19 protein-coding genes are annotated in these 19,262 nt (G+C 52.3%); 12 read left to right on the plus strand and 7 right to left on the minus strand.

Features of this window, described 5'->3' with window-relative positions:
- Positions 1–144: 144 nt before the first annotated feature.
- The 4 genes from AC23NW_RS11545 to AC23NW_RS11560 all read left to right on the plus strand — a co-directional run bounded on the left by AC23NW_RS11545 (position 145) and on the right by AC23NW_RS11560 (position 2,128).
- Positions 145–468: an HNH endonuclease gene (locus AC23NW_RS11545; RefSeq protein ID WP_487449659.1), complete on the plus strand. Its 324-nt coding sequence runs from the start codon at positions 145–147 to the stop codon at positions 466–468.
- Positions 459–965 carry an SMI1/KNR4 family protein gene (locus AC23NW_RS11550; protein WP_487449660.1) on the plus strand — a complete coding sequence of 169 codons (507 nt, stop codon included), beginning with the start codon at positions 459–461 and terminating at the stop codon, positions 963–965. The genes AC23NW_RS11545 and AC23NW_RS11550 overlap by 10 nt, the downstream gene beginning before the upstream one ends.
- A gap of 336 nt (positions 966–1,301) precedes the next feature.
- Positions 1,302–1,595 carry a hypothetical protein gene (locus AC23NW_RS11555; RefSeq protein ID WP_487449661.1) on the plus strand — a complete coding sequence of 98 codons (294 nt, stop codon included), beginning with the start codon at positions 1,302–1,304 and terminating at the stop codon, positions 1,593–1,595.
- Entirely contained in the window at positions 1,565–2,128 is a 564-nt protein-coding gene (locus tag AC23NW_RS11560; RefSeq protein ID WP_487449662.1) for a hypothetical protein, read from the plus strand. The genes AC23NW_RS11555 and AC23NW_RS11560 overlap by 31 nt, the downstream gene beginning before the upstream one ends.
- 128 nt (positions 2,129–2,256) lie before the next feature.
- Here the strand turns inward: AC23NW_RS11560 and AC23NW_RS11565 are convergent, their stop codons facing one another.
- Positions 2,257–3,420: a L,D-transpeptidase family protein gene (locus AC23NW_RS11565; RefSeq protein ID WP_487449664.1), complete on the minus strand. Its 1,164-nt coding sequence runs from the start codon at positions 3,418–3,420 to the stop codon at positions 2,257–2,259.
- Between the two features lie 257 nt (positions 3,421–3,677).
- Here AC23NW_RS11565 and corA point away from each other — a divergent pair, with 257 nt between their 5' ends.
- Entirely contained in the window at positions 3,678–4,628 is a 951-nt protein-coding gene (corA, locus tag AC23NW_RS11570) for a magnesium/cobalt transporter CorA (protein ID WP_293842312.1), read from the plus strand.
- Positions 4,629–4,775: 147 nt separating this feature from the next.
- Positions 4,776–6,977: a sodium-translocating pyrophosphatase gene (locus AC23NW_RS11575; RefSeq protein ID WP_487449666.1), complete on the plus strand. Its 2,202-nt coding sequence runs from the start codon at positions 4,776–4,778 to the stop codon at positions 6,975–6,977.
- 57 nt (positions 6,978–7,034) lie between these two features.
- On the opposite strand, the gene AC23NW_RS11580 is transcribed toward AC23NW_RS11575, so the two are convergent.
- From AC23NW_RS11580 to AC23NW_RS11595, 4 genes are all read right to left on the minus strand, one after another.
- Positions 7,035–7,355: a 2Fe-2S iron-sulfur cluster-binding protein gene (locus AC23NW_RS11580; protein ID WP_487449668.1), complete on the minus strand. Its 321-nt coding sequence runs from the start codon at positions 7,353–7,355 to the stop codon at positions 7,035–7,037.
- A 2-nt stretch (positions 7,356–7,357) separates the two neighbouring features.
- Positions 7,358–8,362: an NAD(P)/FAD-dependent oxidoreductase gene (locus tag AC23NW_RS11585; RefSeq protein ID WP_487449670.1), complete on the minus strand. Its 1,005-nt coding sequence runs from the start codon at positions 8,360–8,362 to the stop codon at positions 7,358–7,360.
- A 167-nt stretch (positions 8,363–8,529) separates the two neighbouring features.
- Positions 8,530–9,096: a 50S ribosomal protein L25/general stress protein Ctc gene (locus tag AC23NW_RS11590; protein WP_293842304.1), complete on the minus strand. Its 567-nt coding sequence runs from the start codon at positions 9,094–9,096 to the stop codon at positions 8,530–8,532.
- A gap of 89 nt (positions 9,097–9,185) precedes the next feature.
- Positions 9,186–10,127, minus strand: coding sequence for a ribose-phosphate pyrophosphokinase (locus AC23NW_RS11595; RefSeq protein ID WP_293842301.1), 942 nt, complete (start codon positions 10,125–10,127; stop codon positions 9,186–9,188).
- 397 nt (positions 10,128–10,524) lie between these two features.
- Between AC23NW_RS11595 and AC23NW_RS11600 the strand changes: the two genes are divergently transcribed.
- The 3 genes from AC23NW_RS11600 to AC23NW_RS11610 are packed head-to-tail and all read left to right on the plus strand — an operon-like array spanning position 10,525 to position 14,436.
- Positions 10,525–12,447 (plus strand): alpha-1,4-glucan--maltose-1-phosphate maltosyltransferase, encoded by a 1,923-nt coding sequence (locus AC23NW_RS11600; protein WP_487450031.1) that lies wholly within the window; start codon positions 10,525–10,527, stop codon positions 12,445–12,447.
- Positions 12,448–12,462: 15 nt separating this feature from the next.
- Complete coding sequence (locus AC23NW_RS11605) at positions 12,463–14,085, plus strand: putative maltokinase (protein ID WP_487449671.1); 1,623 nt, start codon at positions 12,463–12,465, stop codon at positions 14,083–14,085.
- Between the two features lie 9 nt (positions 14,086–14,094).
- Positions 14,095–14,436 carry a DoxX family protein gene (locus AC23NW_RS11610; protein ID WP_487449673.1) on the plus strand — a complete coding sequence of 114 codons (342 nt, stop codon included), beginning with the start codon at positions 14,095–14,097 and terminating at the stop codon, positions 14,434–14,436.
- 2 nt (positions 14,437–14,438) lie between these two features.
- On the opposite strand, the gene mgrA is transcribed toward AC23NW_RS11610, so the two are convergent.
- Positions 14,439–15,425 carry an L-glyceraldehyde 3-phosphate reductase gene (mgrA, locus tag AC23NW_RS11615; protein ID WP_487449674.1) on the minus strand — a complete coding sequence of 329 codons (987 nt, stop codon included), beginning with the start codon at positions 15,423–15,425 and terminating at the stop codon, positions 14,439–14,441.
- A 93-nt stretch (positions 15,426–15,518) separates the two neighbouring features.
- Between mgrA and AC23NW_RS11620 the strand changes: the two genes are divergently transcribed.
- A complete protein-coding gene (locus AC23NW_RS11620) occupies positions 15,519–16,247 on the plus strand; it encodes an EcsC family protein (protein ID WP_293843227.1) in 729 nt (242 codons plus the stop codon).
- Positions 16,248–16,310: 63 nt separating this feature from the next.
- Positions 16,311–17,963: a glycoside hydrolase family 32 protein gene (locus AC23NW_RS11625; RefSeq protein ID WP_487449675.1), complete on the plus strand. Its 1,653-nt coding sequence runs from the start codon at positions 16,311–16,313 to the stop codon at positions 17,961–17,963.
- An 85-nt stretch (positions 17,964–18,048) separates the two neighbouring features.
- Here AC23NW_RS11625 and AC23NW_RS11630 read toward each other — a convergent pair whose 3' ends face one another.
- A complete protein-coding gene (locus tag AC23NW_RS11630; protein ID WP_293843223.1) occupies positions 18,049–18,288 on the minus strand; it encodes a PspC domain-containing protein in 240 nt (79 codons plus the stop codon).
- A gap of 221 nt (positions 18,289–18,509) precedes the next feature.
- Between AC23NW_RS11630 and msrA the strand changes: the two genes are divergently transcribed.
- Positions 18,510–19,187 (plus strand): peptide-methionine (S)-S-oxide reductase MsrA, encoded by a 678-nt coding sequence (msrA, locus tag AC23NW_RS11635; protein ID WP_293843221.1) that lies wholly within the window; start codon positions 18,510–18,512, stop codon positions 19,185–19,187.
- Positions 19,188–19,262: the final 75 nt, after the last annotated feature.

Raw genomic sequence — 19,262 nt, forward strand, 5'->3', positions numbered from 1 at the left:
CTGGTCATTAACAACGTCCGTAACAAGCTATTACATCAATTGGTGGCGGTTATCCGGCAGGGTAAGCCCGACCAAATAACCACCATTCCCAAGGCTTAAAAAATTGCACTTAAACCCTTGACTTTATCATAGCTATCGGGAGGTATGACTGGTTGCCAAAAAGATACACCAAGCTGTGTAGATTTCTCAAAAGCAAATCAAGAAGTGGTAGAGCGTTTAAGAAAAGGCGGAATACCTATTTCGGATGGGACTAGTTTCGTTGATGCTCCCATTGATGGAATTAAATATACTTGGCATCATCACCAAGATGGGAAACATATGATGCTTGTACCAAGCTTTGTAAACAACCCTGCTGCTGGTGGTGCTACTCATATTGGAGGAGCTAAGTTAGTTAAGGAACATAGCCTTATTGGTTATTTTGACGATCCTTTTACAGCAAACCATAAAATTGGAGAATCATGCAATTAGAAGAAATGAAAGAGTCTTTAGCTAAATATGCTAGAAAGTTTAATGAAGGAATTATTTTAAGCTCAAATGAAATAAGCTTTATTAAGCAAATATCAATTTTGCCTGATAATTATATTTTGATGATGTCAATTTCTAATGGCATTTCTTTCAAACGATGTACACTACTAGAATACTATGAAGAAGATGAGCGTGGTTTTGTTTTTGGTGAATTTTTTCAATGGGAAGAAACAGTTCGAATGAATCTAACTCTAAATGAAGTACTCAATGAGTATAATATGTTTTTGCCATATGAGGGTTTACTATATATCGGATCTACAGCTGAAGATAAAGGAATTCTTCTTGGGACAAAAAATGAGACTTTTGATAAAGTATTCATATTCTCACCAACACAAATGTTAGAGCATGATAACACTGATACGCTGCCAATATTCTTACTAACGAATTCCTTTGAAGAATTTATTTTGAAACTTGAGCCTGAACCTATAATAGAAGAATAGTTAGTTCCGATAGAGTCAAGAGCTAAAGTACATTTTTTTAAGATCGAAAAATGGTGATCATTTGATCGAGTTTACCGTGTTGAATAACGGCCACAAAAAAACAACCCCGTTATCGCTCGCATATTGCGAAGGGTCAATATCAGGCAGGGCCTCTGGCCCGAAAGCTGGCTTATTCCAAAGCAATCTATGGGAGGAAGCCAGCTATCGCTACAGACCATTAATTATTAAAGCCACTGTCATCGCCAGCAGCTAGTTAGCGATGACAGTGACAACAAAAAGTATTTCACCAATTCACGTACACCGGCCACAGGTCCGCAATACCTGCCAATAACCACCATGATTCATTCATACACCAAATCAGGTTATGCCCTTATGCTCGGGCTGCTTGTCTTCACCGCATCCTGTAGTAAAAAAACAGAAGACGTCGCCCCCGCCGAAATCACCTGCACCCCTGCCGAATTCACCCATTCGCTGGATGGCAAGGCAAAAGGGTCGGTTAAGCTGACCACTACCGCCGGCCTCATTCCGGCATTACCTATACCGACGCCGTCACCAGCTGAAAAACGGCTATCCGCAATGAAAACGGCCTGTCCGTGGCCATGGATGGTCTCGACGATACCGGCAAGGTAGACGACAAAGACGCCGTTACCTTTCAGTACGACAGTCAGAAACGGCTCACCACGTTTGCGGTGTATTACACCTACGATGGAGTCTGCCAGGCCATCCGGAAAATCAGCCTGAGCTATACCGCAAGCGGGCAGGTGGCCAAAATCACCGATCAGAGTTTCGGTTCGTCGGATGAGCTCACGCCCGCCTTTGATGCCAACGGCGATTTAACCAAAATCACGATTCCGGACGGCAAAACAACGGCGGTCTTACTGGAATCGGCCTACGAGACCACGCAGCCCAACCCAGTCGGTGGGCTTCCGGTGGGCCTGCGGCTGCTGATCAATTATTTCGGCAGCTATGCCTACTACAACACCGAAACCAATTACGACCTGCTGCTGAGTAAACACCGGCTCAAAAGCCGCACCTACCCGATGTTTGAGGCCACGGAGAGCTTTACCTACCCTAACGGCAACGCCGCCTTCAGCACCGTCATCAAAGAATCGGGGAAGCAGATCGCGGCCAATACATTCACCGTCAACACCGTCTGTAAATAGCGTCCGGAGCTTTCCGGCAAACCACCGTTTTACCTGCATAACCACTAACACACGCAATGCGTCACGTCTAGCTGCTGTCGTTTCAACTCCCCGAAGGTTTTGAACCTTCGGGGAGTTCTTCATTACCACTACTCCGGAAATTTCTTATACACATCCCGATAGGCGACTTTGCCGGCCTGCGGGTCATAGAAGGCGGGAAAATAAACGATAAAAACCGGTATGGTGCCTTTGACCAGCACCGGCCGGTTCTCCACAACCGGATTCCCGGCCGGTTCCTGATAACATCCCTGATCCTGAATGCGGACCGGCGTCCAGTCACTACGCGATTCGAGCAGCAGGTTGGCCAGCGACAGGGGTTTCTGGAGCCGGATACACCCGTGACTAAGCGCCGACGGGGTCTGGCAAAAGGCCGTGCGCTCGTTGGTATCGTGCAGATAAATATCCTCAAACGACTCCTGAAAATTAATCCGCACCACGCCCAGCGGATTGTCGGTGCCGGGGCCTTTCTTCAGCCAGTACTTTTTATTGAATTTACGGGCCGAAATCCGGCGCAGTTTCCGGTCGTTGCCGTCCATGCGGAGGCTGTCTTTTTTCCGGACCACATAAAACGCCGGTGGTAAGGTATTGGTATGGATTTTGGGCAGGTAGCCGTCAATTTCGGGCTTTGGCGCCGTCCAGTACGGGTATAGATTTACCTGCCGTACGAGCGTATAAAAGCGCGGTGTCGGGGTGCGGGAGGTACCTACCTTCACGTTCATCCGTAGCTTCGTGGCCGATCCGTTGTCAATCACCGTCAGCACCGCCTGCGGAATGTTAATGAGCAGCATCCGGTCAAAAGGCATATAGCGGTTCAGTAGCCGGTAGCCGTTCAGGCTGATGGCCAGCCATTTGCGGTTTTGGGCTGATAGCCCGGACTGCATGTTGGCTTTCACCAGCTGCTGGTATTCGGGAAAGCGGGGCTCCAGTTTGCTGACGACCGGTTCCCAGTTACTGCCACGCGCAATCGCTGCTGCTGCCGTCCGGATGCCGGCGGTATCAGGCTGCTCCGGAACGCGCAGGCGGTCTGCGTAGTCGAAGTAGGTACGGTCTTTGGTGCCGTAGGCCAGCGTAAACAGCAGCTGGGTCAGCCGCAGGCTGTCGGTGCCGGTAGCTTCGGGTCTTACGCCGCGCTGACTGGCGTACCGGACCAGACCATCCGGTAATTTATAGCTGCTGCGTTGCGCCGGTGCTGCCGGTGCCCACAGGGTCAGCAGGACGAGGCCGGCGCCCGTGAAAAAACGGGAACAATTCATATTCGGAAACGTTGAGTCTTCGTAGTATAACGCCGGGCAACGGGATTTGTGCGGAAAACAGAGGCAATGCCGCGTAGGTCTTTCGGACTACATAAATTCTTAACAAGCCGGTGTTCGCCTGTAATAAATTGTTTTTCAGTAAAATAAGGCTACAGGTCAGGTAGTGTGAGCAGAAAGATGAGGCCCGCCGGAATAATCTTGACTAAAGTTTCTGAACTTTGCTGTACAGTCAGCAAAGCCGTCAAAAAACGTAGAGTATGATCCGCATTTTTCAGCAGGACGAAACCGCCGTTCGTAAAATCAAAGACATTGAATCGTTTTCGCAGACCGACCGGACGCTGTGGGTTGACTTACAGAACCCTAGCCGTGACGAGCTGGAAAGCGTGGAAGAAAAATTTGATGTTAACTTCCAGAGCCAGCAGGAGCAGTCAGAAATTGAGAGCAGTTCGCGGTATATCGAAGAAGACGATTACCTGATTGCCAACACGAATTTTCTGATTCCGTCGAAAGAAAGCGGGTACATTAACGTACCGGTCAGTTTTATTCTGAAAGACGATATGCTGTTTACGTACCGGAATGCGGATCTGAAATCGTTTGCCGACATGGTCAAAAAAATCAAGTCGCGGCGGGCGGTGTTTAAGGATGGCGGACAGATTATGATTTCGCTCTTTGAGTCACGGATCGATTATGACGCCGACCTGATCGAAGCGGTGGCGCAGGAAGTACGGTTTATCAACAAACAGCTCGACCTTGACGCCAAGCTCGACCGCGAAATGCTGCTCCAGATCAACGACTACCAGGACCTGACGATGTCGATCCGGGAGAACGTGGTCGATAAGCAGCGGGTAATTTCGGCCATGATCCGGTCCGACGGGTGGTTTACCGAAGACGAACAAAATAAGCTCCGGACGTTAATTAAAGACATCAACTCACTGATTGAGCACACGAACTTTATCTTCGAGCGGCTCGAATTTCTCCAGAATACCTTTCTTGGTCTGATTGACCTGGAGCAGAACCGGGTCGTAAAAATATTCACCGTCGTATCGCTGGTTTTGCTGCCGCCGACCCTCATCGCGAGCGTTTACGGGATGAACTTTCCGAACATGCCCGAAACCACCTGGAAATACGGCTATCCGTTTGCTATCCTGCTGATGATCATCTCCTCAATGGGTACCTGGTGGTATTTCAAACGGAAGCAGTGGTTATGATATCCGGCATGATCTATAAAAAATTTGCAATTCTATATCAAATATGCCCAAATCTAAGCGTATAAAGATTTGGGGATCATTTATAAGAAATTATATTTGCGGGAAACACAAAATAACCTTACTTAAACCCATTTAACTTTTTCCCGCATGGATATTCTCTATGTAGTTCCTCTCCTGGGCATCGTGGGCCTGCTCGTGATGTTTTTCAAATTTCAGTGGGTCTCTAAACAGGACCCCGGCGACGCCCGAATGCAGGAGATTGCTTCGTACATTGCCAATGGTGCGATTGCCTTTCTGAAAGCCGAATGGCGGGTTCTCATCATTTTTGGTATAGTTGTGGCCGCGCTCCTGGCATGGTCGGGTACCCTGGTCGAAAACTCTGACTGGGTGATTGGTGTGGCCTTTGCCGTGGGTGCCTTTACGTCGGCGCTGGCAGGCTATATCGGCATGAAAATCGCGACGAAAGCCAACGTCCGGACGGCACAGGCCGCGCGGACAAGCCTGACACAGGCCCTGAATGTGTCGTTTGCCGGTGGTTCGGTGATGGGCATCGGGGTAGCCGGTCTGGCCGTACTGGGTCTGGGTAGCCTGTTCATCCTGTTTTACAACATGTATGTGGGCGACTCGGGCGATGTAAACGGCCTGGCAATGGAGAAAGCGCTGGAAGTACTGGCCGGTTTCTCGCTGGGTGCCGAGTCGATTGCCCTATTTGCCCGTGTAGGCGGTGGTATCTATACCAAAGCGGCCGACGTTGGCGCTGACCTTGTGGGTAAGGTAGAAGCCGGTATTCCGGAAGATGATCCGCGTAACCCGGCGACCATTGCCGATAACGTAGGCGATAACGTAGGTGACGTGGCTGGTATGGGTGCCGATTTGTTTGGCTCGTATGTGGCAACTATTCTGGCTACCATGGTATTAGGCCGTGAGATTGACGTGCCGGCTGCTGAAAATATTTTCGGTCACGCACCGATTGTGCTGCCGCTGGTTATTGCCGGCATGGGGCTTATCTTCTCCATCATTGCGACGTATTTCGTACGGGTTAAAGACGATAACGGGAACGTACAGGCGGCATTGAACCTGGGCAACTGGGGGTCAATCGCACTGACGCTGGTTGCTTCGTATTTCCTTGTACACCACCTGTTGCCGGAAGCTACGTTTGAGATCCGGGGCGTTGCATTCGACCGGATGGATGTGTTCTACGCCATTTTCACGGGTCTGATTGTCGGTGCCCTGATGTCGATCATCACTGAATATTACACGTCGATGGGTAAGCGGCCGGTAATGACCATTGTCCGGCAGTCGTCGACGGGTCACGCAACGAACATCATTGGTGGTCTGGCGATGGGTATGGAATCGACCGTATTGCCGATTCTGGTACTGGCAGCCGGTATTTTTACGTCGTATAAGTTTGCCGGTCTGTACGGCGTTGCTATTTCGGCCGCCGGTATGATGGCCACTACGGCGATGCAGCTGGCGATTGATGCCTTCGGTCCGATTGCCGATAACGCGGGTGGTATTGCCGAAATGAGCGAACTGCCGGAAGAAGTGCGGGGCCGTACCGATATTCTGGATGCGGTTGGTAACACAACGGCAGCTACCGGTAAAGGCTTTGCCATTGCTTCGGCCGCGTTGACATCGCTGGCGCTGTTCGCGGCCTTCGTCGGTATTTCCGGCATTACCGCTATTGATATTTACAAGGCGGATGTATTGTCGGGCCTGTTTGTGGGCGCGATGATTCCGTTTATTTTCTCGTCGCTGGCGATTGCAGCGGTAGGTCGTGCGGCTATGAAGATGGTGGAAGAAGTACGCCGTCAGTTCCGCGAAATTCCCGGTATCCTGGAAGGTAAGGCAAAGCCGGAATACGAAAAATGCGTTGAAATCTCGACGCAGGCATCTATCCGCGAAATGATGCTGCCGGGCGTAATCGCCCTGACGGTGCCGGTAATCGTTGGCTTTATCTTCGGTCCGGAAGTACTGGGTGGTTTGCTGGCTGGTGTGACCGTATCGGGCGTATTGATGGGGATTTTCCAGAACAACGCCGGTGGTGCCTGGGATAACGCCAAGAAATCGTTTGAGAAAGGCGTAGAGATCAACGGTCAGATTTATTACAAAAAATCGGAGCCGCACAAGGCAGCTGTAACGGGTGATACCGTAGGTGATCCGTTTAAAGATACGTCAGGGCCTTCGATGAACATCCTCATCAAGCTGATGTCCATCGTATCGCTGGTTATCGCACCGTATATTGCGATTAAAACGGGTGAGCACACCGTAAAAGCGGAGAAGAAATGTTCATCGGTTTGCCGCGATAAGGTAGCCGCTTCGGCCATGAAGCCGGTTGAGCGCTTGTAAACCGGAACTAGATATGTATGAAAACGGGGAGCCATCAGGTTCCCCGTTTTTGTTTTACTAATTCTCTGCCCCGCGAATCCGGAAAACGGCACCCTCCATGCTTTCGTCAACGCGGAGCTGGCAGGCAAGCCGGCTGTCGCTGTCGGCATCCGGTAATGTATCCAGCATGTCAAGTTCCGCGTCGTTGCTGTCCGGTAACTGTTCAAGGCCCTGAAGCACCTGCACATGGCAGGTCGCACAGAGCGCCATGCCGCCGCAGGTCGCCAGAATGTTGTAGTCCGACGCTTTCAGGACTTCCATTAAACTGAGGTTGATGCCTTCCGGGATGTCGAGCTCCTGCCGGTCGCCGGTGCGGTCTTCAATCGTAAATCGGATCATGGTTAAAAGGCGTGTACGCCGTTAACGGTGGTGTATTTAAAACTTAATTTCTGACTCGGATAAACATACCGGAACGCACTCTGGCACATAAGGGCTGCTTCGTGAAACCCGCAGAGGATCAGTTTCAGCTTACCGGGATAGGTGTTGATATCGCCGATGGCGTAAATGCGCTCGACGTTGGTGCTGTAGTCGTGAGTATTGACCTCAATCGCCGATTTGTCAATGCTCAGCCCCCAGTCGGCAATCGGCCCGAGTTTCGGGGTCAGGCCAAACAGCGGAATCAGGTAGTCGGCCGGCAGGCTGGTAACGGTTTTGTCCTTTGCCGTAATCGTCACTCCGTTCAAATGACCGTTGCCGTGCAGGCTCGTAATGTTCGATTGCAGGATCAGGTTAATGCGCCCTTCGTTGGCCAGCTCAACCACCTTTTCCGCCGAATCGGGCGCGCCGCGGAACGACTCACCGCGGTGGATAAGTGTCACCTCACGGGCAATGTCGGTCAGGTAAAGTGTCCAGTCCAGGGCTGAATCGCCGCCACCGGCCAGAATAACCCGTTTGTCGCGCAGCTGCTCCGGATGTTTGACCATGTACGACACGCCCTTGCCTTCAAACTGCTCCAGGCCGGCAATTTCCGGTTTGCGTGGTTCAAAACTGCCCAGGCCGCCGGCAATCACAACAACCTGACAATGCACAACGGTGCCGTCGCTGGTGATAACGTGATACGAACTATCGTCCTGTTTCTGTAAGCCGTCGACGCGTTCGCCGAGGGTAAATGTCGGGTGGAAGGGGGCAATCTGCTGCATCAGGTTATCGACCAGTTCCTGCGCTTTTACTTCGGGATAGCCCGGAATATCGTAAATCGGCTTTTGCGGATAGATTTCCGACAACTGGCCGCCGACCTGTGGCAGGGCGTCGATCAGGTGGCAGCGCATTTTCAGTAAACCGGCTTCAAAAACGGCGAACAGTCCGACCGGCCCCGCGCCGATGATGCATATATCAGTGGTAATCATGGTCTTGTTGTCTGGTATGCGTAGGCCACAAAGGTAGGCAAGGCAGGCGGGCAGGGCCAATCACTATTCGTTATGGGAGATAAGCAGGAGGAGGGAACGAAAACAAAAAAGCCCGTTCCGGAGAACAGGCTTTCGTGTATCTATTAGTTGTATCAGCAATCCGCAGACTAGCCGCGCAGCTGGCTCCGCAGTGCCCGTGGGATTTCTACAGAAGCAACCGGGTTTGAACCGCTTTCCAGCAATTCGATGTCTTTTACCTCAATCTGGTTAACCCGTACAGATTTACCAAGATCCAGTTTAGAGACGTTTACGTCAATATAATCAGGAATGTTTTCAGCCAGACCTTTTACACGGATTTTACGCATCCGCGTTACCAGCTTACCACCTTTCTGTACACCTGGCGAGTTACCTACGATCCGTACAGGAACGGCAACTTTCAATGGTTTGCCGTCGATGATCTGCAGGAAGTCAGCGTGCAGCAGGGCATCACTTACCGGGTGGTATTGTGTTTCCTGCAAAATGGCACGGTATTCTGCACCTTCGATGTTCAGCGTTACCTCATACGTGTCCGGCGTGAACAACAGGTCACGGAACAGAATAGCCGGTGCGAAAAAGTGAACCTGCTCTGAGCCACCATACAATACGCATGGAATACTACCTTCGGCCCGGATCTCTTGTGATTCACCACGACCGAGATTCGCTCTTTTATACCCTACAATCTCGAGTTTTTTCATGTTAATTATTTAGTGATTGAGTGAATGAGCGATTGAGTGAATTGTGGGCGAAGCTTAATCGCTCATTCACTCAATCGCTCATTCACAAATTAATATTTTATAAAAAGTGAACTAATAGATTCGTGATCACGGATGCGGCCGATGGCTTTGGCGAATAGCTCAGACACCGACAGCACTTTAATTTTCGGATTGTCCTGCTTCAGCGGGAGCGTATCCGATACCACTAATTCTTCCAATACCGAGTTGGCAATGTTTTCGTGGGCTTTGCCCGACATAACCGGGTGCGTACACACGGCCCGTACCGACTTGGCACCCTTATCCAGCAGGATCTGAGCCGCCTTACACATCGTACCACCGGTGTCGATCAGGTCGTCGATCAGTACGACGTTAGCGCCTTCCACGTCACCGATAACCTGCATCGAAGCAATTTCGTTCGCCCGTTTCCGGTGTTTGTCACACAGAACGATGTCGGCGTTGAAATGCTTGGCAAAGGCCCGTGCCCGTGCCGCCCCGCCAACGTCCGGCGAAGCAATGATCAGGTTGTCAAGGGCCAGGCTTTTGATATACGGTACGAATACCGACGCGCCCTCGAGATGGTCAACCGGAAAATCGAAGAAGCCCTGAATCTGACCGGCGTGCAGGTCGATCGTCATCAGCCGGTCAGCGCCGGATGCTTCGAGCATTTTAGCCACCAGTTTGGCCGCAATGGCTACCCGTGGCTTATCTTTCCGGTCCTGTCGGGCATAGCCGAAATACGGAATAACAACGGTTACGTAGTGCGCTGAGGCCCGACGCGCAGCGTCAACCATCAGTAATAATTCAAGGAAGTTATCAGCGGGCGGCATGGTCGATTGAACCAGAAAAACGTCGCAGCCGCGTACGGACTCCTCAAAACTTGGCGACATTTCACCGTCGCTGAACCGGCGGCATGTGTAGCCGCCTAACTCCTTACCATAATAGCGGGCAATTTTTTCGGCTAAATACGTCGATTGACTGCCTGAAAAAATTTTGACCGGATTGAAAGATGCCATCTGCCGGGGAAATTTGCCGCAAAGGTACTGAAAAATAAGCCAGCATTAACCGTAAACTTACTTTAATTTGATCTTGTTGTGATAAATTTTTGATAATGAGTTTGTTGGTAAAAAGATGGTAAACAAATATAGATTTTGTATTGTCTATCTACTGCACAGGTATCAAAGCAGGATGAAAACCGCTTTTTGTGCAAACAAGTATCCGGATAAGCCTAACTTAACCCCGAATCCGGCGTTTGTTCTGGTTTTTTGGGTATTATTGTGACAGCAAGATTATTACCAGAATCGCATGAAAACACAATCGAGCCGCGGTAAGAAAAAGACCGCTACAGAATCGCCGGAAAGTACACAAACAGCCGCAAAGCATGTACAGGAACAGCCGGTTCTGAGAGAAGGCATGCCTGAAAACGGACAGTCACGGACGGTGATTGCGCATGTGACTCCGGAAATTGACGGAGGTTTATATCCCATAAAGGCCGTACCGGGCGATGTCATTACGGTAGAGGCCGATATTATTGTGGATGGCCACGATAAGCTGGCCGCCCATCTATGCTACCGGCACATTGACGACGCCGACTGGCAGGAAACACGCATGGCGCTGATCGTCAATGACCGCTGGACCGGTGCATTTACGGTTGAAAAACAAGGGACTTACCTGTATACAATTGAGTCGTGGGTCGATCATCTGGCCTCGTGGCAACATGAGATTCACCTGAAGCTAAACGACGGTCAGCATATTGCCAGTGAACTGCTGGCAGGGGCGAAACTGCTGGAAGCCATTGCCGGTAAGGAAGAAGCCATTCAGCATACTATTGAAGCGTTTCGTGATGAAAACCGCTATAACGAAGCCATCCATCTGGCCGAAGAGCACCTGGATACCTGGATTGAGCAGTATCCGGTAAAGGTGCACACCACCCGTTACAAGGAGCTGTCGGTCGATGTTGACCGGGCCAAAGCCGGATTCAGTACCTGGTACTGCCTGTTCCCTCGGTCGGCGTCGCGGGAGCCGGGTGTACACGGGACGTTCAAGGACGTGGAAAAGCTGTTGCCGCGGATTTCGGGCATGGGCTTCGACGTGTTATACATGCCGCCGATTCACCCGATCGGGCACCAGTTCCGCAAAGGGAAAAACAACAATGTGGTTTGCCAGCCGGGAGAGCCGGGGGTGCCCTATGGCATCGGCTCCGAAGACGGTGGCCACGATGCCATTCATCCGGAATTGGGTACCATCGATGACTTTAAGCACCTGATTGCCATCAGTAAAAACTACGGCATGGAGGTGGCGATGGACCTCGCCATTCAGTGCTCGCCGGATCACCCGTGGGCCAAAAATCATCCGGAATGGTTCAAGAAACGCCCCGACGGCTCGATTCAGTATGCCGAAAATCCGCCTAAAAAATACCAGGATATTTACCCGGTCTATTTCGAGACGGAAGACTGGCAGAACCTGTGGCTCGAAATGCGGCGTGTGCTGCTGACGTGGGGCTCGTGGGGCGTGCGCATCATCCGCGTCGATAACCCGCATACTAAGCCGTTTTCGTTCTGGCACTGGGTAATTGCGGAGGTTAAAAAGGAATATCCGGACATGTTGTTCCTGTCTGAAGCCTTTACGAAGCCTAAGGTGATGCAGCAGCTGGCGAAGGTTGGCTTTGCACACTCGTATACCTACTTCACGTGGCGCAACAACAAATACGAGATGCAGGAGTACCTGACCGAGCTGACACAGACGGATCTGAAATATTATTTCCGCCCGAACTTCTGGCCGACTACCCACGACATTAACCCGGGTGTTTTGCAAAGCGGCCATGAACCGCAGTTTCTGATCCGGTATTTTCTGGCGGCGACCCTGTCGTCGAACTACGGCATTTACGGGCCGTCGTTTGAATTGATGGAGCACGATCCGTTCCCGGGCAAGGAAGAATACCTGAACTCGGAGAAGTACGAAATCCGGCACTGGGACTGGGATAAGACCAACAAACTGACCTACCTGATTACGCTGGTGAACCGGCTGCGCCACGAAAACGAGGCGTTGCAGCAGACCAACAACATTACGTTCTGCCGCGTGGACGATGATGCGCTGATGGCCTATCTGAAAGTTTCCGGAAACAGCCGGATACTGGCCGTGGTTAACATGGATGCCTACAATCGCCGCGCGAATATGGTACAGGTGCCGATCTGGCAGCTGGGCATTGCCAACGATCAGGAATACCGGGTGCGGGACCTGCTGACCGATGCAACCTATACCTGGCGGGGCGAATGGAACTATGTGGAACTGGACCCGTACATGCTGCCAATGCACTTGCTGCGAATCGAGCTATAACCCTCTTTGCTGACTATGCCTCATCCCTTAACCTACTCAACTCCCTGGTCTGAACTGCGGAAAATTCCGGCTTTCTGGCAGGATCTGGAACAGCATGTGCTGCCTCCATACGTGAATACGTGCCGGTGGTTTGCCGGCAAGGCCAGGCACCAGACAGGTTTCCGTGTCGGAACCATTTTTGACTTTCCGGCCCGCGATTCGGTGGCGTATATACTGATCCTGGAAGCGCTGTACAGTGATGGCCCGCCGGAGCAGTACCTGTTGCCGCTTTCGTTTGTGACCCACGATCAGCACGATAACCCCGAAATACCGGCCAAAGGTATCGTCACGGTTATGCACCTGAACGGGGTACGCGGGTTGCTCGTCGACGGGATCTACGATGAACGCTTCCGGGCGTCGTTGTATAAACACATCGCCGAACAGAAAAACCGGCAGGTCGACGGAGGAAAGCTGGTTTTCCAGCGGGGGCGGGGCCTTGATGCTGAAGATGTACACGCCGATGTGACGAGCCGGGTGCTGCCCGTCGATTCGAGCAACTCGGCGATGGTGTTTGCCGACAAATACTTTTTTAAGTTTTACCGCAAGCTGTTTGAACTCACCAATCCCGAAGTGGATATGGTAGCGTTTATCACCGAAAACAGCGATTTCGCCAATATTCCGGCCTATGCCGGCAGCGTGACGTATGCGGCGGGGACAACCGACATCACCCTCGGGATGATGCAGCGGATGGTGGCCAATGAAAAGGACAGCTGGTCGCAGACCGGCGATTACCTGAACGATTTCCTGTATGCGGTGCCGAAGCGGCAGTTTGCCATTCGGGAGGATGTGTTCGACAAGGTGGAGTTGCTGGGGAAACGCACGGCCGAAATGCACCTTGCCCTCTACGCGCCCGACAGCGATCCGGCGTTTGCCCCCGAGCCGTTTACGGAAGAGTACCGGAACTTTCTGATCCACCGCTTTACGGATTTGCTCGACCGCCGGTATGCCCTGCTGGTAGACAATTACAACAAGCTGGATGCCATCGGGCAGAAGCTGGCGTGGGTGTTTATGGAAGCACGGGAGATGATCGAAGCCTTTGTAGAAGAGTTCCGGACGCGGCCGCTGGAGTCGCTGCGTATCCGGATTCACGGCGATTATCACCTCGGGCAGGTACTCGCTACCCGCGATGATTTTATTATTATCGACTTTGAAGGCGAGCCCGAAAGCAGCATTGCCGACCGCAAAATCAAGCACTCGCCGCTGAAGGATGTGGCGGGTATGATCCGGTCATATCACTATGCGGTCTGCGCTAAAATCTACTACTCGGCCGAAACCGAAAGCCTGGCACCGGATCACCTGCAACGGGTGTCGGACCGGTGGTTCCGGCTTATTCGTGAGACCTACCAGGACGCTTACCTCGACCGCATCGGCATGCCGCACCCGCTGTTCCGGAACAATAACGAAATCAACTTCCTGTTGCTGGTCTACCTGCTGGAAAAAGCGGTTTACGAGCTTGGTTATGAGATCAGTTACCGGCCGGCCTGGGTGAAGATTCCGCTCAAGGGAATTATTGACGTGATCCGCGAAATTGAAAAAATCCGGATCAGCGATCATGGGCTGGACGATGGTGTGCCAATGTTGCTGACGAGTATCCTTTAACTGACGGTTATGCTTGTATACCTCATGGCGGTTGCCTACATCCTGGCGGGCATCCTGCATTTTGTGAAGCCACGGATGTACATGGCTATTATGCCGCCTTATATACCTGCTCCGTATGCTATGGTGCTGCTGAGCGGGGTGGCTGAGGTGGTGGTAGGTGTCGGGTTGCTGTTTCCGGCAACCCGACAGCTGGCTGCCTGGGGCCTTATTGCCTTGCTTGTGGCCGTGTTTCCGGCTAATCTGTACATGGCCACGTCCGGTAAGTTTCACCAGTTTCCGGCCTGGGCGCTGTGGGCGCGGCTGCCGCTACAGGGGTTACTGATCTGGTGGGCGTGGTTGTATACGAAATAGTGTTACAGGATTGATTCGATGCGGGTTAATTCGTCGTCGGTGAACCGGATGTTGTCCAGGGCCTGTAACGAATCGGCCAGTTGTTCGGGGCGGCTGGCTCCGATAAGCACCGAGGTAATGCGCGGGTCTTTGAGCAACCAGGCAAGGGCCATTTGGGCCAGTGACTGTCCGCGTTCCTGCGCAATGCCGTTCAGCGCCCGTACCTTCGCCAGCGTTTCGTCGGTGAGGCGGGTGGGTAGCGATCCGCTCGTCCGTGCGGCCCGTGAGTCGGCCGGTACACCGTCGAGGTAGCGGTTGGTCAGCAGCCCCTGCGCCAGCGGTGAGAACGGAATACAGCCAACGCCTTCCTGACCCAGCAAATCCAGCAACCCGTCTTCTACCCAGCGGTCCAGCATTGAGTACCGTGGCTGGTGAATCAGGCAGGGAGTACCCAGCTCGCGGAGAATCCGGATGGCTTCGGCGGCCTCCTTTGGCTGATAATTTGAAATACCGGCATACAGCGCTTTTCCCTGACGAACCACCTGATCAAGCGCCATCATTGTTTCTTCGATGGGCGTTTCCGGATCAGGGCGGTGCGAGTAGAAAATGTCGACATAATCAAGCTTCATCCGCTTCAGGCTTTGGTCAAGGCTTGAGATCAGGTATTTCCGTGAACCCCATTCGCCGTAGGGGCCGTCCCACATCAGGTAACCGGCTTTGGTCGAAATGACCATTTCGTCGCGGAACGGCCGGAAATCGGTCTGCATCATCCGTCCGAACGTTTCTTCGGCGGAGCCCGGTGGCGGGCCGTAGTTGTTGGCTAGATCAAAATGGGTAATGCCGCGGTCAAAGGCGAGCCGCAAGACTGCACGGCTGTTTTCGTACCGGTCTACATCTCCGAAATTGTGCCAAAGCCCTAACGAAATTTCCGGTAATTTAAGGCCGCTGCGGCCACTGCGCCGGTAGCGCATCTGCTGATAGCGCTCCGGAACGGGCGTATATTGACTCATGGTCAGTGAGTGATTTAGTGATTGAGCGAATATTAAAAGGCGAAGATACATAATACCGAAACTACCCGTATTGTTCAATTGTTACACAGACGTATGTCACCTTACGAACAACACGTACTCAATGAATTGCAGCGCTGGCAGCAGCAGATGCAGAAACCACCCACCACCTTCGACCGGCTTGCCAAAGGGCTTCAGCGGCGGATGAACCGGTTTATTCCCCAAAAAGTCAGGACGGTCATTACCACCGTCATCAAACAAATGACACGGGTAGTGCTGTTTGGGGCCGATAAACTGACGCGTCAGCCTACGGTCGGGACATCGTTGCAGGAGCGGGAGGCCGTCGTGAAAACGCGGATTGAGTTTTATAAGACAACCGGTGCGGCCGAAGGCGGAATCACCGGCGCGGGCGGCATTCTGCTCGGGCTTGCGGATTTTCCGTTGTTACTGACCCTGAAAGTGAAGCTGCTGTTCGAAATTGCGGCCCTGTACGGCTTTTCGGGCAACGACTACCGCGAGCGCCTGTACATCATGCATATTTTCCAGCTGGCCTTTTCGAGTCCCGATCACCGGCTGGAGGTGTTCCGGCGCATGCAGCAATGGGATACCTACAGCCAGTCGCTGCCCGACGACATCCATCAGTTCGACTGGCAGACCTTTCAGGAGGAGTATCGCGATTACATTGACCTGGCTAAAATGGCACAGCTTATTCCCGGAATCGGTGCGGCCGTCGGGTTGGTGGTCAACTACCGGCTGCTGGACAAACTGGGCGTAACGGCCATGAATGCGTACCGGATGCGGATTATGGTGAAAAAAGCTGCGTAGTGAATCGGAAGAACGTTAACTTGTAGCGGGATAACCATTCCCCCGATAACCGTTTCCCGACCCATGAAAACACCCCTGACCCGTACCCTGCTGGCCTTCACCTGTCTGCTGTCAGGCGTAGCACAACCGCTGCTGGCCCAGACCCGCACACTGACCATTACCAAACGATACCTGAACCTGCCGGTCGCCCAGACGCAGGACAGAGGCACCATGCAGCTGACCATGCCCGACGGCGATCGCTCGTTTAAAATCCGGCTGGCTGCCGGTAAGCCCGATTACTGGGTATTCTGCGACATGGCTGGCGCGATGGGCAAAACCATCACCATCCGCTACGACGGTAAAGCCGATGGCCTCGAGACGATTTATCAGGATGACCGGTTTGCGGGCCAGGACTCATTGTATACCGAGAAAAACCGGCCGCAATACCACTTTACCACCCGCCGTGGCTGGATCAACGACCCCAACGGCATGATCTTCTACGACGGCGAATACCACTTATTTTACCAGCATAACCCCTTCGAACGCGAATGGGAAAATATGTCGTGGGGCCATGCCGTGAGTAAAGACATGATTCACTGGCAGGAGCTGCAAACCGCGCTGCTGCCCGACCGGCTGGGGACGATGTTCTCGGGGTCAACCGTGATTGACTATGACAATACGGCGGGCTTCAACAAGGGGAACGTACCGGCGATGATTGCGCTGTACACTGTCGATAATCCGGAAAAGGAAATACAGTGCCTCGCCTATAGTCTGGACAAAGGCCGGACATGGACAAAGTACGATCAAAACCCCGTGATCGACTCAAAGGCAAAATGGAACAGCAAGGATACCCGTGATCCCCGCGTATTCTGGTATGAGCCCGGCAAGCATTGGGTCATGGTGCTGAATGAACGCGACGGCCATTCCATTTATACCTCGAAAAACCTGAAACAGTGGCAGTACGAGAGCCACACAACCGGTTTCTGGGAATGCCCGGATTTGTTTGAACTGCCGGTTGATGGTGACAAGCGAAAAACAAAATGGGTGATGTACGGCGCGTCGGCCACTTACATGATCGGGAGCTTTGACGGAAAGAAATTTACCCCCGAATCCGGCAAACACGCTTACACAAACGGGACAATTTACGCCGCACAGACCTTTACCAACATGCCCGGCAGCGATCCGCGGCGCATTCAGATTGGCTGGGGAAGGGTTCAGCAGCCCGGCATGCCGTTCAATGGCATGATGCTCCTGCCGACCGAATTGCAGCTTAGGACAACCAAAAGCGGTCCGCGCCTGGTAAGTGTGCCGGTCAGGGAGGTAGAGCAGCTGTTTTCGCCGGCCGGCCAATGGGCAGCACTGAGTGAGGCGGAAGCAAATGAGAAACTGAAATCAGTCGGGTCGCTGGATCAGTTCCGGTTGCGGACTACCCTGAAACTGTCGCATGCCACGAGTGCCGGCCTTTCGCTGTTCGGGCAGAAAATCCTCGATTACGATCTGAACCACAATCTGCTGAACGGTGCGTTCTACTCGCCCGAAGACATGACAAGTATGGAGATTACGGCGGATATTTACGTTGACCGTACCTCGGTGGAAGTGTTCGTCAACGGCGGTAGCTTCTCGTATTCACTGGAACGGAAGCCGAATCCGGCCAATAAGGAAGGGCTGGTGTTTTGGGGCAACCGGATCGAGGTCAAAGACCTGACGTTTTACCCGGCAAAATCAATCTGGAAGTGAGCAGGCGTATTGTCAGGTTAGTATAAAAAAACAAGAGGCAGCGTTCCGGAGAGCGCTGCCTTGTTTTATGGGATTACCCGGCCGGTTAGCCTACCGAATAATGCTGATCATGCGTTGGGGACTGGAGGAAAAGGGGAGCCTTTGGCATCGCAATCCACAGAACGATATAGCTCAGAATGAACGGGAACGGAATCGGAGCGAAGACGCCCAGGACAAACAATACCCGAACGATCACTTTGTCGATACCGAAATAATCGGCTAAACCGGCGGCTACACCACCAATGACCTTTTCTGATGTGATCCGTTGCAATTTTTTAGGTTCCATGACTGTATGTTGTTTAAAGTTCAGATTAATGTTTCTTTCTTGTTCTTAGCATTTGTTGCTGTTGTTGATTCAAAGGTACTAGGCAATGCCAAGTAGTGGAAGAAAGTTTATATGAATGGTATCCGGATTAGGCGAATGGTCGAAAAACGGGCCGGATTGCATAAATCATTTCCGGTTTTCCGATGTTTATAGGAGAGGTAAACAAACGTTAGCAATCAGGCATGAAACGGATAATAATGCTATGGAGTCTGGCCGCGTTATGGCTCACGGGCGGAACGGGCTGTCAGACCGCCGACTCCTCCAATCAAATCAAAGACACGGCGCTCGCCCAGCTGCCCAAAGCGCGTCCCGGCGAAGCAGTGGCCACGTTCGGGGGCGGTTGCTTCTGGGCGATTCAGGAAGAGTTTAACGAAGTGAAAGGTGTCCGCACCACGGTGGCGGGCTATGCCGGCGGTGATGTTGAATTTCCGACCTATGAGCAGGTGGGGACCGATCAGACCGGCCATGCCGAAACGGTACAGGTATACTATGACCCAAAGGTGATTTCCTTTGAAAAACTGCTGGAAGGCTTTTTTACCGGTCATGATCCGACAACCAAAAACCGGCAGGGACCTGACATCGGGCGCGATTATCGTTCGATTGTGTTTTACCGCAACGCTGCCGAAAAGGCAACGATTGATGCCGTGATCAAACGCGAAAACGCATCCGGCCATCATACCGGCCCGATCGTGACCGAAGTTGTGCCGTTTAAGGCGTTTTATCCCGCCGAAAAATACCATCAGAATTACCTGAAACAGCACCCCGACGAGTATTACATCCAGAAAATCTCGGTACCGAAGGTGGAGAAATTCAGAAAAAAAATGGCTGGCCATTTAAAGGACGGATTGATTAACTTGTAGGCATGGAAGCCTATATCCGATTTGTTACCCCGTCTGACTATGCAGCCTTACCGGCGATTACTGTATATATCAGCC

This window comes from Arsenicibacter sp. R0_47, assembly GCF_057652235.1.

What these genes read in the sequence shown, in the direction of transcription:
- AC23NW_RS11545 (WP_487449659.1), top strand. Translation starts at nt 145, where the DNA reads ATGACTGGTTGCCAAAAAGATACACCAAGCTGTGTAGATTTCTCAAAA.
- AC23NW_RS11550 (WP_487449660.1), top strand. Translation starts at nt 459, where the DNA reads ATGCAATTAGAAGAAATGAAAGAGTCTTTAGCTAAATATGCTAGAAAG.
- AC23NW_RS11555 (WP_487449661.1), top strand. Translation starts at nt 1,302, where the DNA reads ATGATTCATTCATACACCAAATCAGGTTATGCCCTTATGCTCGGGCTG.
- AC23NW_RS11560 (WP_487449662.1), top strand. Translation starts at nt 1,565, where the DNA reads ATGGATGGTCTCGACGATACCGGCAAGGTAGACGACAAAGACGCCGTT.
- AC23NW_RS11565 (WP_487449664.1), bottom strand. Translation starts at nt 3,420, where the DNA reads ATGAATTGTTCCCGTTTTTTCACGGGCGCCGGCCTCGTCCTGCTGACC.
- corA (WP_293842312.1), top strand. Translation starts at nt 3,678, where the DNA reads ATGATCCGCATTTTTCAGCAGGACGAAACCGCCGTTCGTAAAATCAAA.
- AC23NW_RS11575 (WP_487449666.1), top strand. Translation starts at nt 4,776, where the DNA reads ATGGATATTCTCTATGTAGTTCCTCTCCTGGGCATCGTGGGCCTGCTC.
- AC23NW_RS11580 (WP_487449668.1), bottom strand. Translation starts at nt 7,355, where the DNA reads ATGATCCGATTTACGATTGAAGACCGCACCGGCGACCGGCAGGAGCTC.
- AC23NW_RS11585 (WP_487449670.1), bottom strand. Translation starts at nt 8,362, where the DNA reads ATGATTACCACTGATATATGCATCATCGGCGCGGGGCCGGTCGGACTG.
- AC23NW_RS11590 (WP_293842304.1), bottom strand. Translation starts at nt 9,096, where the DNA reads ATGAAAAAACTCGAGATTGTAGGGTATAAAAGAGCGAATCTCGGTCGT.
- AC23NW_RS11595 (WP_293842301.1), bottom strand. Translation starts at nt 10,127, where the DNA reads ATGGCATCTTTCAATCCGGTCAAAATTTTTTCAGGCAGTCAATCGACG.
- AC23NW_RS11600 (WP_487450031.1), top strand. Translation starts at nt 10,525, where the DNA reads ATGCCTGAAAACGGACAGTCACGGACGGTGATTGCGCATGTGACTCCG.
- AC23NW_RS11605 (WP_487449671.1), top strand. Translation starts at nt 12,463, where the DNA reads ATGCCTCATCCCTTAACCTACTCAACTCCCTGGTCTGAACTGCGGAAA.
- AC23NW_RS11610 (WP_487449673.1), top strand. Translation starts at nt 14,095, where the DNA reads ATGCTTGTATACCTCATGGCGGTTGCCTACATCCTGGCGGGCATCCTG.
- mgrA (WP_487449674.1), bottom strand. Translation starts at nt 15,425, where the DNA reads ATGAGTCAATATACGCCCGTTCCGGAGCGCTATCAGCAGATGCGCTAC.
- AC23NW_RS11620 (WP_293843227.1), top strand. Translation starts at nt 15,519, where the DNA reads ATGTCACCTTACGAACAACACGTACTCAATGAATTGCAGCGCTGGCAG.
- AC23NW_RS11625 (WP_487449675.1), top strand. Translation starts at nt 16,311, where the DNA reads ATGAAAACACCCCTGACCCGTACCCTGCTGGCCTTCACCTGTCTGCTG.
- AC23NW_RS11630 (WP_293843223.1), bottom strand. Translation starts at nt 18,288, where the DNA reads ATGGAACCTAAAAAATTGCAACGGATCACATCAGAAAAGGTCATTGGT.
- msrA (WP_293843221.1), top strand. Translation starts at nt 18,510, where the DNA reads ATGAAACGGATAATAATGCTATGGAGTCTGGCCGCGTTATGGCTCACG.